This is a genomic window from Mesorhizobium sp. M0815 (assembly GCF_040319995.1).
Lineage (GTDB): Bacteria > Pseudomonadota > Alphaproteobacteria > Rhizobiales > Rhizobiaceae > Mesorhizobium.
This window is the reverse complement of sequence record NZ_JAMYOU010000009.1, coordinates 125074-138519: the sequence shown is the minus strand read 5'-3', so window position 1 is coordinate 138519 and position 13446 is coordinate 125074. Positions and strand designations below refer to the sequence as shown.

The 13446-nt window shown below is 64.0% G+C and carries 12 protein-coding genes; all 12 read right to left on the bottom strand.

Annotated elements, in window-relative coordinates; genetic code table 11:
* Positions 1 to 18 precede the first annotated feature (18 nt).
* The 12 genes from NKI01_RS13065 to NKI01_RS13010 all read right to left on the bottom strand — a co-directional run bounded on the left by NKI01_RS13065 (position 19) and on the right by NKI01_RS13010 (position 13391).
* Positions 19 to 1167: an acyl-CoA dehydrogenase family protein gene (locus tag NKI01_RS13065; RefSeq protein WP_352483285.1), complete on the bottom strand. Its 1149-nt coding sequence runs from the start codon at positions 1165 to 1167 to the stop codon at positions 19 to 21.
* Between the two features lie 231 nt (positions 1168 to 1398).
* Positions 1399 to 2211, bottom strand: coding sequence for an enoyl-CoA hydratase family protein (locus NKI01_RS13060; RefSeq protein WP_023717871.1), 813 nt, complete (start codon positions 2209 to 2211; stop codon positions 1399 to 1401).
* Positions 2199 to 2678 (bottom strand): MarR family winged helix-turn-helix transcriptional regulator, encoded by a 480-nt coding sequence (locus tag NKI01_RS13055; protein WP_023717870.1) that lies wholly within the window; start codon positions 2676 to 2678, stop codon positions 2199 to 2201. Before NKI01_RS13055 ends, NKI01_RS13060 begins: the two co-directional genes overlap by 13 nt.
* Positions 2672 to 3445, bottom strand: a complete 774-nt coding sequence (locus NKI01_RS13050; protein ID WP_352963389.1) for an SDR family NAD(P)-dependent oxidoreductase — start codon at positions 3443 to 3445, stop codon at positions 2672 to 2674. Before NKI01_RS13050 ends, NKI01_RS13055 begins: the two co-directional genes overlap by 7 nt.
* On the bottom strand, positions 3442 to 5736 hold the full coding sequence (locus NKI01_RS13045; protein WP_352963387.1) for a bifunctional salicylyl-CoA 5-hydroxylase/oxidoreductase: 2295 nt from the start codon (positions 5734 to 5736) through the stop codon (positions 3442 to 3444). The genes NKI01_RS13050 and NKI01_RS13045 overlap by 4 nt, the downstream gene beginning before the upstream one ends.
* Positions 5737 to 5878: 142 nt before the next feature.
* Positions 5879 to 6478: a VOC family protein gene (locus NKI01_RS13040; RefSeq protein ID WP_352716786.1), complete on the bottom strand. Its 600-nt coding sequence runs from the start codon at positions 6476 to 6478 to the stop codon at positions 5879 to 5881.
* A gap of 80 nt (positions 6479 to 6558) precedes the next feature.
* Positions 6559 to 7389 (bottom strand): ATP-binding cassette domain-containing protein, encoded by an 831-nt coding sequence (locus tag NKI01_RS13035; RefSeq protein WP_023717868.1) that lies wholly within the window; start codon positions 7387 to 7389, stop codon positions 6559 to 6561.
* Complete coding sequence (locus tag NKI01_RS13030; RefSeq protein WP_352963384.1) at positions 7382 to 8272, bottom strand: ABC transporter ATP-binding protein; 891 nt, start codon at positions 8270 to 8272, stop codon at positions 7382 to 7384. Before NKI01_RS13030 ends, NKI01_RS13035 begins: the two co-directional genes overlap by 8 nt.
* Complete coding sequence (locus NKI01_RS13025) at positions 8269 to 9117, bottom strand: ABC transporter permease (protein ID WP_352963382.1); 849 nt, start codon at positions 9115 to 9117, stop codon at positions 8269 to 8271. Before NKI01_RS13025 ends, NKI01_RS13030 begins: the two co-directional genes overlap by 4 nt.
* A complete protein-coding gene (locus tag NKI01_RS13020; protein ID WP_352963380.1) occupies positions 9110 to 10117 on the bottom strand; it encodes an ABC transporter permease in 1008 nt (335 codons plus the stop codon). Before NKI01_RS13020 ends, NKI01_RS13025 begins: the two co-directional genes overlap by 8 nt.
* A gap of 64 nt (positions 10118 to 10181) precedes the next feature.
* Positions 10182 to 11708, bottom strand: a complete 1527-nt coding sequence (locus NKI01_RS13015) for an ABC transporter substrate-binding protein (RefSeq protein ID WP_352917994.1) — start codon at positions 11706 to 11708, stop codon at positions 10182 to 10184.
* Positions 11709 to 11816: 108 nt separating this feature from the next.
* Complete coding sequence (locus tag NKI01_RS13010) at positions 11817 to 13391, bottom strand: phytoene desaturase family protein (protein ID WP_352483279.1); 1575 nt, start codon at positions 13389 to 13391, stop codon at positions 11817 to 11819.
* Between the last annotated feature and the right edge of the window lie 55 nt (positions 13392 to 13446).

Sequence of the window (13446 nt, the reverse complement as noted above, 5' to 3'; positions counted from 1 at the left end):
TCCACACAAACTCCGGTCTCAGGCCGCTCCCATCACTTGCCGTGCAATCACCACCTTCTGCACGTCCGACGCTCCCTCGTAGATGCGCAGTGCCCGGATCTCGCGATACAGTCTTTCGACGATATGGCCCCTGCGGACGCCGTCGCCGCCATGCAGCTGCACAGCCCTGTCGATCACCTCCTGCGCCTTGTCGGTGGCGAACAGCTTGGCCATCGCCGCTTCGCGGGTGACACGGGCGGTCCCCATGTCCTTGGTCCAGGCGGCGCGGTAGACCAACAAGGCGGCGGCATCGACATCCAGCGCCATCTCGGCGATGTGGCCCTGCACCATCTGCAGCTCGGCCATCGCTGCACCGAACAGCCTGCGCTCGGCCACTCTTTTGATGCTTTCGTCCAGCGCGCGCCGGGCAAAGCCGAGCGCAGCTGCCCCGACCGTCGAACGGAACACGTCGAGCACCGACATGGCAATGCGAAAACCATCACCGGGTTTGCCGATCAGCGCCGAGGCTGGAACGCGGGCATTGTCGAAAGACAGCCGGGCGAGCGGGTGCGGCGCGATCACCTCCAGCCGCTCGGCGATGGTCAGGCCCTTTGTCTCGGCCGGCACGATGAACGCCGAAAGCCCCTTGGCACCGGGCGCTTCGCCAGTACGGACAAAGACAACATAAAAGTCAGCGATACCGCCGTTGGAGATCCAGGTTTTTTCGCCGGATAGGATATAGCTATCGCCGTCACGCGTGGCCGTCATTTCCATATTGGCAACGTCCGAGCCCGAACGCGCCTCCGACAGTGCGAAAGCCGAAATCGCCTTGCCGGCCCGTGTCTTCCCCAGCCAGTGCTGCTGGTCTGGCGTGCCGAACAGGCTGAGCGCGCCGGTGCCGAGCCCTTGCATGGCGAAGGCGAAATCGGCCAGCCCGTCATGCCGGGCCAGCGTTTCGCGCGTGAGGCACAATGTGCGCACGTCGAGTGCTGCAGGGTTTTCGGTGTCGAGCGCTGTCGGTTTCAGCCAGCCATCCCGGCCGAGCTTGGCCACCAGCTCGCGGCAGGCTGCGTCGACATCGTCATGCGCGACCGGCAGGTTCTTGGCGCACCATGCCTCCAGCCGCTCTGCCAACTCGCGGTGATGGTCCTCGAAAAACGGCCAGGTGAGGAAGGAACGGTCAGGCATTTCTGCCTCCACAGTTCTCCGGCCCTGGCGCTCCACGGCGCCCCCCTCTGTCCTGCCGGACATCTCCCCCTCTAGGGGGGAGATTGGCGGCTTCGCTGCCACTGCTCTCCCGGCGATGTTGGAGATTGGCGAAAGCGGGCCTGACATCCAATCTCCCCCCTTGAGGGGGAGATGGCCGGCAGGCCAGAGGGGGGTGCTGTCTTGCCAGCGTGCCCATGGAAGCGATCATCCTCAATCCCCCTCGAACACCGGCTTCTCCTTGGCGACGAAAGCCTTGTAGGCCCGTTCGAAATCGCGGGTCTGCATGCAGATCGCCTGCGCCTGCGCTTCCGCTTCGATAGCCTGGTCGAGGCCCATCGACCACTCCTGGTTCAGCTGCGTCTTGGTCATGCCATGGGCGAAGGTTGGGCCGGAAACGATGCGCGCGGCCATGTCGAGCGCGTCGGCCTCGAGCGTTGCGGCATCGACCAGCCGATTGTAGAAGCCCCAGCGCTCGCCTTCCTCGGCGCTCATCGTGCGGCCGGTATAGAGCAGTTCGGCGGCGCGACCCTGGCCAATGATGCGCGGCAGGATCGCGCAGGCGCCCATGTCGCAGCCGGCAAGGCCGACGCGGCTGAACAGGAAAGCCGTTTTTGCCTGTGGCGTGGCGATGCGGATGTCGGAGGCCATGGCGATAATCGCGCCGGCGCCGACCGCCACGCCGTCGACCGCCGCAATAATCGGCTTGCCGCAATTCAGCATCGCCTTGACGAAATCGCCGGTCATGCGAGTGAAGGCGAGCAGCGCCTTCATGTCCATCTTGACCAGTGGGCCGATGATTTCGTGGACATCGCCGCCCGAGCAGAAATTGCCGCCATTGGGAAGGAACACCACCGCATCGACGTCGTCGGCATAGACGAGATCGCGAAAAGTGTCGCGCAATTCGGCATAGCTGTCGAAGGTCAGCGGGTTCTTGCGCTCCGGCCGGTCAAGCCGGATCTTTGCGATTTTGCCTTCGACCTGCCAGAGGAAATGCTTCGGCTTGCGGCCGGCTATCTTTGCCATTCCCGTCCCTCCCAATTGCTGCGGAAGGAGGTCAGCATGCCGGTCAGCCGGCGCGCCTCGTCCTCGCTCACATTGCCCAGCAATTCGCCGACCCATTTTTCATGCGCGGCGGCGATCACGCCGAAAGTCTTCGATCCCTCTTCCGTCAGCCGTACCATCGAGGTGCGGCGGTCGCCATTGCGTCGGGCTCGCATCACCAGCCCTTCCGAGACCAGCCGGTCGATGATGCCCGTGACATTGCCGTTGGACACTAGCAGGAAGCGCGACAGGTCGCTCATCAGCATGCCCTCGGGCGCCCTGTAGAGCGCGGCCATCACGTCGAAGCGTGGCAGCGTTGTGTTGAATTCTTGCCGCAAGCGTTCGCGCAGCTCGGCCTCGATGGTGCGCGAGGCGCGCAGCAAGCGTATCCACAGCCGCAGGCGGTCCTTGCCGGGTCCGGACGGGGCGGGCAGGGGACCGGCTACCATGTCTCACCTCCGGAGATCGAAATCGTTTGTCCGGTGATCGACCCGGCGGCGTCGTTACACAGATAGAGCACGGCGGCTGCAATTTCCTCTGGCTGGATGAAGCGGCCTTGCGGGTTGGTCTCGGCAAGGCTTGTCCGCGCCTGCTCGGCCGAGCGGCCGGTCGTTTCGACGATGCGCCGAACGGCGCCTTCCAGCATTTCGGTTTCGACGAAACCCGGGCACACCGCATTTACGGTCACGCCGGACTTCGCGGTCTCGACGGCGAGTGCCCGCATCAGACCGACGACGCCATGCTTGGCTGCGACATAAGCTGCAACATAGGGATAGCCTTTCAGTCCGGCGGTGGAAGCGATGAAGATGATACGGCCCGTCTTGCGCGCGGCCATGCCGGCCAGCGCCGGCTTCACCGTCAGGAACACACCGGTCAAGTTGACGTCGAGCGTGCGCTGCCAGTCTGCCAGCGAGGTCCGCTGCGCCGAGGCGCTGCCGGACATGCCGGCATTGGCAACGACGACGTCTAACGGTCCGCGTGCCGCTTCCGCGTCCTCGTAGAGCGACGCCATCGATGCCTCGTCGGTGACGTCGGCGGCAATGGCGAAGATGCGCTTGTTCTGAGCGGCGACCTCGGCAAGCGGCTCCACGCGCCGGCCACAGATGGTCACATCGATGCCTGCGCCGGCCAGCGCCAGCGCGATCGCCCGGCCGACGCCGGAGCCGCCGCCGGTGACCAGCGCATGTCGCCCTGAAATCGCTGCGGCGGAACTCATACTTTCAACCCCGCCGCCGCTTCGCGCTCGGCCAGCCGGTAGAGTTGGTCGCGGCCGGGCAGATACGGATCCGGCCATTTGACGCCGCGATCGCCAAGCGTGACCGCCGCATGCAGCGTCCAATAGGGATCGGCAAGATGCGGCCTTGCCAGTGCGACGAGGTCGGCGCGGCCGGCCATCAGGATCGAGTTGACATGGTCCGGCTCGTAGATATTGCCGACCGCCATGGTCGCCATGCCGACTTCGTTGCGGATGCGGTCGGAAAATGGCGTCTGGAACATGCGGCCATAGACCGGTCTTGCCACGGCCGAAGTCTGGCCGGCCGACACGTCGCAGATGTCGACTCCGGCTTCATGCAGCTGCCGCGCGATCTCGACCGCATCGGCCGGCGTCACGCCCTCGATGCCGAGCCAGTCATTGGCGGAGATGCGCATCGAGATCGGCTTTTCAGCCGGCCATACGGCGCGCACCGCATGAAAGATTTCCAAGGGATAGCGCATGCGGTTTTCCAACGAGCCGCCATAGGAGTCGGTGCGCCGGTTGGTCAAGGGTGTGATGAAGGAGGACAGGAGATAGCCGTGCGCGGCGTGGATTTCGAGCATGTCGAAGCCGCAGCGCGCCGCCATCTCGGCCGAAGCGACGAACTGCTCGCGCACCGTATCCATGTCGGCGCGGTCCATCGCCTTCGGCACCTGGTTCTGCGGCGACCACGGCACGGAAGATGCCGCCATGACGGGCCAATTGCCCGAGGTCAGCGGCACGTCGGTTCCCTGCCAGCCGAGCCGGGTCGATCCCTTGGCGCCGGAATGGCCGATCTGCGCACAGATTTTGGCTTCGGTTTCGGCATGGACGAACTCGACCAGCCGCTTCCAGGCGACCTCATGCTCGGGCGCATAGAAACCGGGGCAGCCTGGCGTGATGCGGCCTTCCGGGCTGACACAGGTCATCTCGATGTAGAGGAGAGCGGCACCGCCCTTGGCCCGTTCGGCATAGTGGGCGAAATGCCAGTCGGTCGGACAGCCGTCGACCGCCTTGTACTGCGCCATCGGCGAGACGACGATACGGTTCTGCAGCGCCATGTCGCGCAGCCGGAACGGCGCAAACATCGGCGCGCGACGCAGACTGTTGCCGCCAGCACCGGCCTGACGTTGGAACCATTCCTCGGCGCCGGCCAGCCATTCGGCATCGCGCAGCCGCAAATTCTCGTGACTGATGCGCTGCGAACGCGTCAGCAGCGAATAATTGAACTGCACCGGATCGAGGCCGAGATAGCGCTCGACCTCCTCGAACCATTCGAGCGAATTGCGTGCCGCCGACTGCAGCTTCAGCACTTCGGTGCGGCGGGCGTCCTCATATTTGCTAAAGGCGGCCTCGAGGTCCGGCTCGGACTCGACATAGTCGGCCAGCGCCACCGCGCTTTCCAGCGCCAGCTTGGTGCCGGAACCGATCGAGAAATGCGCGCTCGCCGCCGCGTCGCCCATCAGCGCCAGGTTTTTGTAGGACCAGCGTTCGCACAAGACGCGCGGGAAATTGATCCAGGCCGAGCCGCGGATATGATTGGCGTTGGTCATCAGCGCGTGGCCGCCGAGATGGCGGGCAAAGATGCGCTCGCAGACGGCAATCGATTCCTGCTGAGACATCGCGCCGAAGCCGAAGCGTTGCCAGGTCTGCTCGCTGCATTCGACGATGAAGGTCGCGGTATCGCTGTCGAACTGGTAGGCATGCGCCCAGACCCAGCCATGTTCGGTTTTCTCGAAGATGAAGGTGAAGGCGTCGTCGAATTTCTGACGGGTGCCGAGCCAGACGAACTTGCATTTGCGGACATCGATATCAGGCTTGAACACGTCGACGAAGGCGCCCCGCGCTTTCGAGTTCAGCCCATCGGCGGCGACGACCAGATCGTGCGTCTCCATATATGGCTTGGGATCGGCGATGTCGGTCTCGAAGACCAGCTTGACGCCGAGTTCGCGCGCCCGCCGCTGCAGCAGCGTGAGCAGCCGCTTGCGGCCGATGCCGCAAAAGCCGTGACCGGTCGAGACCGTGCGCACGCCGTCATGGATAACGGCGATATCGTCCCAATAGGCAAAATGCTTGCGGATCCAGACGGCGCTGACCGGGTCGTTCCTGGTCAGGTTCTCCAGCGTTTCGGCCGACAGCACGACGCCCCAGCCGAACGTATCGTCGGCACGGTTGCGCTCGAACACCGTCACCTCATGCGCCGCATCCCGGAGCTTCATCGAGATGGCAAAGTAGAGGCCGGCTGGTCCGCCGCCGAGAACCGCAACTTTCATCGTGCGATCTCCTCTTCGCTTCTGTTTGTCGAGTTTACGCCTGAGGAAAATTAATTCAAGCTTGAAGTTTCAAGATTGAAACAATCCGCCCCGGATAACTCGCCTTGCCGGCAGTCGGCTCGGCAGGCCAGGGACTCCCGGGCTATTTTTCCGGGTTCTTCGGGCTCCACAGCACCGTTTCTGCATCCTTTTCATAGGCCATGCCATTGGGATAGCTGATCGCTTCCAACTGCAAGCCCCAAGGGGCCTGGAAGTAAAGGATGGCCTGGCCGGCGGCGGGGCCTTCGGTAACCGGCAGCGGTCCCATTCGCGTCTTGACGCCCTTGCCGTCAAGATAGGCTTTTGCGGCGGCGATGTCGTCGACATAGAAGGCGATATGGAAGCCGCCTATGTCGCTGTTGCGAGGCGTCAGGTCCTTCTGGTCCGGCGCGGTGTATTTGAACAGCTCGATGTTCGACCCGTGTCCGCAGCGGACCAGGGTGATCTCCTCGATCACCGCCTTGGGATCGACGCCCAGCAGATCCTGCATGAATGTGCCCTTGTCGTCGGCGAACGGGCCGAACGACATCGCCTTCTTGCAGCCAACCACTTCGGTGAAGAAATCGACCGCCTGCTGCATGTCGGGGACAGTGACGCCGGTGTGGTCGTGGCCACGCATGCCGGGTATGGAACTGGCGCAAGCGGTGCTGATGCTTCCCAGCACGGTGGCTGCAAGCGTCGCATATCGGATCGCATTCTTCATATCAGTCATCCTCCATAGCGGGACATTTTGCCGGGCGCACGCCCGAGGCCCGCTCTTCGGCGTGCGAATAGGATTGTGCTTCATGCCGGCGCCTTTGGGGCGGGAAGCAGCCAGGCGTCATCGATCTCGGGCAGCGGAATGGCGGCGAGGAGGTCGCGCGTGTAGGCCTGCCGCGGGTGCTCGAACAAAGTATCCGTCGCGCTGGCTTCGACGATCGCGCCTTCGCGCATGACGATCACTTGTCGGCAGAGCCTCCGGATCACCGACAGATCGTGGCTGATAAAGGCAACGGTCAGGCCCATTTCGGCGGCGAGTTTTTCCAGCAATGTCAGGATCTGCGCCTGGGTCGACACGTCGAGGCCGGAGACGATTTCGTCGGCCAGCACGAATTTCGGCGACAGCGCCAGTGCGCGGGCAATGCCGACGCGCTGGCGCTGGCCGCCCGACACTTCGTGACGGTAGCGGCCGGCAAAGCTCTGCGGCAGGCCGACGCGCTGCAGCGCCTCCGCGACGCGTGCCTTGAGATTGTCGCCAAGCCCGTTCTGCTTGAGGGGTGCTGCAATGATGCTGAAGATGGTGCGGCGCGGGTTGAGCGACGACATCGGATCCTGGAAGATCATCTGCAGATTGCGGCGCAGCGGCCGGAGCTCGGCCTCAGGCAGATGTGTGATGTCGCGGCCGTCGAACATGACGTTGCCGGCACTGGGCTCCAGCAGGCGCACCAAGGCACGGCCGAGCGTCGATTTGCCGGAGCCGGATTCGCCGACGATGCCGGTCACCGATCCCCTTGGCAGGTCGAAATCCAGGCCCTTCAGGATCTCGGCCAGCGGCGCCCGGCCGATCAGCGGTTTGCGCGTCATATCGGGCAACGCAACCTTCAACCCGCGCACGGAAAACAGCGGCTCAACCATGCGGTCGCCTCCATGCCTGATCGGCGGCGGCGATCTCCGCGGCCAGCCCGGCCAGCACCTTGTCGTCGACCGGCTTCAGCGAGGCGAACGGATCGGTGTAGCGCGGCGTCGCCGCCATCAGCGCCAGCGTATAAGGGTGCTGGGGTGCGGCGAACAGCGCTGCGGTATCGGCCTCTTCCACCACCTTGCCAGCATAGAGCACCGAAACTTTCTGGCTGATCTTGGCAACCACACCGAGATCGTGAGTATCGAACAGGATCGCCGTGCCGTGCTCGCGCTGTAATTGCGCGATCAGCCGCAAGATCTGTTTCTGCACGGTCACGTCGAGCGCGGTCGTCGGCTCGTCGGCGACGATCAGCCTTGGTTCGGCTGCAAACGCCGCGGCGATCAGCACGCGCTGCCGCATGCCGCCGGACAGCTCGTGCGGATAGCATTTGAGCACGCGCTCGGGGTCGCGGATCTGCACCTCGTCCAGCAATTGGCGGATGCGTGCATCGGCCTTCTCACCGCTCCAGCCGAGGATGCGCACGAGCCGGTCGGTCATTTGCGGGCCGATGCGCCGTGACGGATTGAGCGCCGTCAGCGGGTCTTGCGGGATCAGCGCCGTGCGCGCGCCGATCAGGGTGCGCCTTGCCTTGGGTGCCAGCCGGCCCAGATCCTCGCCTTCGAGCAGCATATCGCCTTCGACGATGCGCACGCTCGGTGGCAGCACGCCGAGCACGGCCTTGCCGATCATCGTCTTGCCGGCGCCGCTCTCGCCGACCAGCGCGCGGACTTCTCCGGGCTCGACGGCGAGCGACACCGAGCGCAGCACGCGCAAGCCATTAGGCAGCACCGCGCTAAGGTTGCGTATGTCCAGGCAGGGTTTCGCAGGCGCGTTCATCGCAGCACCGGATCGAAACGCGCCCTGAGGCCCTCGCCGAACTGGCTGAACGACAGCACCGTCAGGATCAGCGTGACCAGCGGGAACACCAGCACCCACCAGGCCTGATGGATCGACAGGCGGCCCTCGGCGATGATGCCGCCCCAGGTCGGGTCGTCTGTCGAGATCGACAGATTGACGAAGGACAGGATCGCCTCGACGATGACGGCAATGCCCATCTCCAGCGACAGCAGCGCCACAATCGACGGCACCACATTGGGCAGCACCTCGCGCAGCATGATGCCGATGCGGCCATAGCCGGCGATGCGGGCGTTCTCGACATAGTCCATGCGCGACTGACCCATGGTCTCGGCGCGGATCACCCGGCAGAAGCGCGTCCAGTCGATGACGGCGATGGCGATGATGACCGAGCTCAAGCCGGTGCCGAGCACGGCGACCAGAAGGATGGCAAACAGCACCGGCGGAAACGCCATCCAGACATCGACGATACGCGAGATGATGCGGTCGGCCCAGCCGCCGAAATAGCCGGCGATCAGGCCGAGCGTCGAGCCGACCAGGCAGGCGGCAAAGGCTGCCGCGAAGGCGACGATGAAGGCGATGCGCGCACCGAAGATCAGCCGTGACAACAGATCGCGGCCGAGGCTGTCGGTGCCGAGCCAGTAGCCGGGCTCGGCACCGGTCAGCCAGAACGGCGGCAGCCGCTCCAGCATCAAATCCTGCGCCAGTGGGTCCTGCGGTGCGACCAGCGGCGCAAAAATTGCGGCCAACAGCGCAATCAGCAGCCAGCCGCCGGCCAGCCACAGGCGGGCGCGCGAGCCATGTCTTGAAATGCGGGCCTCATCCATGGCGCAACCTCGGATTGAGCAACGCGTACATCATGTCGACGGCAAGGTTGATCAGCACGAACAACAGCGCGAAGACCAGCACGATGCCCTGGATCAGCGGCAGGTCGCGATTGATGACGGCATCGATCGCCATATTGCCGAGACCTTCATAGGAAAACAGCCGTTCGACGATGACCGTGCCGCCGATCAGGAAGGTAAACTGCACGCCGACCAGAGTGAGCGTCGGCAGCGCCGCGTTCTTCAACGCCTCGCGCAGGATGACCTGCGTTTCCGAAAAGCCCTTTACCCGCGCCAGCACGACATAGTCGAGGTCGAGCACTTCGTTCAGCGACTGTTTCAGCAGCTGCGAGATGATCGCGGCCAGCGGCAGCGCCAGCGCGATCGCCGGCATCAGCATGTGTGCCAGCAGGTCCCTGGTCAGGTCGAAGCGCAGTCGCACGATGCTTTCGAACAGATAGAATTGCGTGGCGAAGGGCAGGTCGAGTTGCGGCGACACCCGGCCGGAAATGTCGAACACCGGCACCAGCACGCCGAACAACAGGATCAGCACCAGACCCCACAGGAAATCGGGAATTGAGAGCGCCGCACCACTGGCAATGTCGATGCCGGCCTCGACCGCGGTGCCGCGCTCGCGCGCGCCGAGGATCGCCATCGTGCCGCCGATCGCCACCGCCATCACAAGCGCGACGGAGGCGAGCTCCAGCGTCGCCGGGAGGCGATTGAAGACCAGCCCCAGCACATCCTGCCGCAGTGAGATCGACGTGCCGAAATCGCCTCTGACCACGCCGGACAGCCAGATGAAGAATTGCTGGACGATCGTCTTGTCCAGCCCGTACAGCGCGCGCAGCCGGGCGATGTCAGCATCGGTGGCGCCGGGCGGCAGCATCATCGCGATCGGATCGCCGGGGGCGACACGGATGACGATAAAGACGACGACGGCTACACCGAACAGCGTGATCGCCATCGTCAGAAGACGGATCAGGAATCTTTGCAGCAGCATGGTCGCCCGTGGCGGAAAATGCGCGCCGTCATTCCGGACGGCGCGCGGCAAGCCGAAGACTGTCTCAGGCCGGGCTCATCAGCGCCGGCAGAAGTGCGCCCGACACATGCTGCACGACATTGACGCCCTTGGCATGCACGATCGGTTGCGCATACTGGATCAGCGGCAGCACATAGGCCTGCTCGGCGATGTATTTGTCGACGGCCTTCCAGCCGGCGATGCGCTTGGCCTCGTCCTTCTCGCCCCATAGCGGGTTGATCATGTCGATCAAGTCCTGGCTGTCCCACACCGAATGCGGGCTCGGGCCATACATGGCAAAGCCGGTCGACGTGGTGGGATCGCCGATGGCATTGCCCCAATTGTAGAAGGCCGCCGGCGCCAGCTTGTCGGCGGCGCGCAGCTCGTAGTGCTTGGCAATTTCGTAGACCTCGATCGTCGCCTCGATGCCGACCTTGCGCCACATGCCGACGATCGCCTGGATCATCTCGTAATCCTTGGGCTTGAAGCCCTTGGTCGTCTGGATCGTGAACTTGACCGGCTTTTCCGGCGAATAGCCGGAGGCGGCCAGCAATTCCTTGGCCTTTTCCGGGTTATGTTCGACCTTGATCGACGCATCGTAGGCAGCGTATTCCGGCGTCTCCAGCGTACCGATCGGCTGGCCGTAGCCGCGCAACAGCCGGTCGACCAGCAGCTTCTTGTCGACCGCCATCACCGCCGCCTGGCGCACGTTCTTGTCCAGCATCACATCGATGTCGTTGAAGAAGATCATGCCGATGTCGGAAACGTTCTTGCACGAGCCGGCAAGCCCGTCCTTGGCTATCAGGCGGTCATATTCCTCATAGGGGATTTCGAGCGTCACCTGCGAAGAACCGGACTCGATCTCGGCGACGCGGCTCGCCGCATCGGTGACGAACTTGATGGTCACGTTTTCGAAGGCCGGCTTGCCGCCCCAGTAGTTCGGGTTGGCCTTGAGCCGCAGGAAGGCGTTGCGCTCGAATTTGTCGACCATATAGGGCCCGGTGCCGATCGGAGCTTTCTCAAAACCCTCGGCGCCGACCTTCTCGTAGTAGGCCTTCGGCATGATATAGCCGGTCAGGAACGACATCCATTTGAAATACACCGGGTCGAATTGGACGACATCGCCGGTGATCTTGTTGCCGTCGATCTTGAAGTTGTTGACGTTCTTCCAGACGAACTGGATCGGGTTGCCGGTCTTCTCGTCGCCCGCCCGCTGCAGCGACCAGACCACGTCTTCGGCCGTAAAGGGCGAGCCGTCATGCCAGGTGACGCCCTCGCGCACCGTCATCGTGATCTTGCTGCGATCTTCGTTCCAGCCCCATTCGGTGAGCAGGCCCGGCGCAAAGGACAGATCCGGCTTCTGCGGAATGAACTGGTCGAACACCGACTGGTAGAGGCCCTGGATCGTTGGGTTGACTGCGGAAGGCCCGGTGGTCGGGTCCCAGGACGGCAGGTTGACATTGTAGGCGATGGTCAGTTCGCCGGCAGCCTTGGCGATTTGCGGCAGGCCGAGCGCCGTAGCGCCAAGCGCCGCAGCGCCATATCCGAGCAATTCTCGTCTGTTGATTGTCATGGTCGTTCCCCTGTTGCTTTTATGCGCGGTGTCGTTGTCAATCGGTGGGTTCAGGCTCCTTGGGCAACCGCGCCTTGTCCTCCTTCACCCTAGTTGAAAATTACGGCTTTACCTCCCGCCAAGTTGTTGTGCGAGCATGAAGCCCGAGCCCGCACCAGTGCCGGCGCCCGGCCATGTTGCCGCCCCGGTCAGATGCAGATTGCCGACCGGCGTGTTCCAGCCGGCGTAGCCGCGCGCCGGCCGGAACAGGAAATTCTGCGCCAGATGATGGCTGCCGCAGATCTGGTCGCCGCCGACAAGGTTGGGGTTCTCGCGTTCGAGGTCGATGGGCGAGAACACGGCGCGGCCGAGGATCTTCCGGCGAAGGCCGGGCGCATAGCGCTCGATAATGTCGAGGACGCGCTCGGCGTAGTGCTCCCTAGCCTCGTCCCAGTGAGCCGCCGCGATCGTGCCCGCCGCATCGCTCACAATCTCGGCCGGCAGCATGCGCACCTGCACCCACAGCACATGCTTGCCGTCCGGCGCACGCGAGGGATCGACCGCGGTCGGCTGACCGACGACCAGCACCGGTTCATCCGGCAGCATGCCGGACATCGCCTGCTGATAGGTTTGCGACATGGCATCAAGCGACGGCGACAGATGCACATAGGCGAACTGCCGAAGCTCGGCGCCGGCGCGCCAGTCCGGCAGATCGTCGAGCGCCAGATGGATCATCATCGTCCCCGGCGCATGGCGAAAGTTTTTCATGGCCGTGTCGAAAACGGCGTCGCCCGAACCGTCAGGCAACAGCTTCCCAGTCAGCGCCTTGGGCGCGACACTGGCGATGACGGCCCTGGTGGCGGTGTGGATCTCGCCGGAAGCGAGCCGCACGCCGGTCGCCTTGCCGGCGGACACCGTGATTTCGGCGACGTCAGCCCCAGTGACGATCTTGCCGCCGGCCGCCGTGAGCATGCCCGACAAAGCGCGGATGATGGTGTCGGCGCCGCGCTTGCCGAGCACCATGCCGAAGCACTGGTTGGCCATGGATTCGAGGTAAGGAAACACCGCGCCGCCGGCGATGTCGGGGGCGAAGTCGAGATGCATGCCCCAGGTGGCGAGCGTCGCCCTGACATGCGGCGACTGGAAAGTCTCCTCGAGCCACGCGCGGGGTGAGGAAAGCAGCAGCCGCCCGGTATCGAGCGCGCCGGCAAAACCCTTCTTGCGCCACAGGTTCCAGGCAGTGCCGGCGAGCGCTCGACCGCTCATCGGCGAGCCCAGCAGCCGGAACAGATGCTCGGCCTCGGCCGGGAATGCCGCAACCAAGCGGCGCCATGTGGCGACGTCGATTGCGGAGAAGGCGGCCATTCGTGCAGCGGTCGTTTCCAGATCGCTGCTGACACCGAACCAGCGGCCGTCGGGGAACGCACTGGCAAAACAGTCGGCCACCGGCACGAATTCCAGCCCGTGGGTTTTCAATTCATTTGCATATTTCTTGTGAAAGGCCGAGCCGGCAAAAAGGCTCAGATTCATCGCGCCGAAATCGTGCCGGAAACCCGGCAGCGTGAATTCACGCGTCTGGACGGCGCCGCCAATCGTTGCATCGCGCTCGAAAACGGCAGTTTTCCAGCCTTTGAGCGCCAGATGCGCGGCGCATGCCAGACTGTTGTGGCCTGCCCCGACAAATATGGCGTCGAACTCGCTCACATCCCACCCAACCCATTTCCTTTATGCTTAAAGATAATTGCAGATGCATATGTTT

Excerpts from the sequence above, each read along its gene's own strand:
- NKI01_RS13065 (WP_352483285.1), bottom strand. The coding sequence starts at position 1,167 with ATGCCTGACCGTTCCTTCCTCACCTGGCCGTTTTTCGAGGACCATCAC.
- NKI01_RS13060 (WP_023717871.1), bottom strand. The coding sequence starts at position 2,211 with ATGGCAAAGATAGCCGGCCGCAAGCCGAAGCATTTCCTCTGGCAGGTC.
- NKI01_RS13055 (WP_023717870.1), bottom strand. The coding sequence starts at position 2,678 with ATGGTAGCCGGTCCCCTGCCCGCCCCGTCCGGACCCGGCAAGGACCGC.
- NKI01_RS13050 (WP_352963389.1), bottom strand. The coding sequence starts at position 3,445 with ATGAGTTCCGCCGCAGCGATTTCAGGGCGACATGCGCTGGTCACCGGC.
- NKI01_RS13045 (WP_352963387.1), bottom strand. The coding sequence starts at position 5,736 with ATGAAAGTTGCGGTTCTCGGCGGCGGACCAGCCGGCCTCTACTTTGCC.
- NKI01_RS13040 (WP_352716786.1), bottom strand. The coding sequence starts at position 6,478 with ATGAAGAATGCGATCCGATATGCGACGCTTGCAGCCACCGTGCTGGGA.
- NKI01_RS13035 (WP_023717868.1), bottom strand. The coding sequence starts at position 7,389 with ATGGTTGAGCCGCTGTTTTCCGTGCGCGGGTTGAAGGTTGCGTTGCCC.
- NKI01_RS13030 (WP_352963384.1), bottom strand. The coding sequence starts at position 8,272 with ATGAACGCGCCTGCGAAACCCTGCCTGGACATACGCAACCTTAGCGCG.
- NKI01_RS13025 (WP_352963382.1), bottom strand. The coding sequence starts at position 9,117 with ATGGATGAGGCCCGCATTTCAAGACATGGCTCGCGCGCCCGCCTGTGG.
- NKI01_RS13020 (WP_352963380.1), bottom strand. The coding sequence starts at position 10,117 with ATGCTGCTGCAAAGATTCCTGATCCGTCTTCTGACGATGGCGATCACG.
- NKI01_RS13015 (WP_352917994.1), bottom strand. The coding sequence starts at position 11,708 with ATGACAATCAACAGACGAGAATTGCTCGGATATGGCGCTGCGGCGCTT.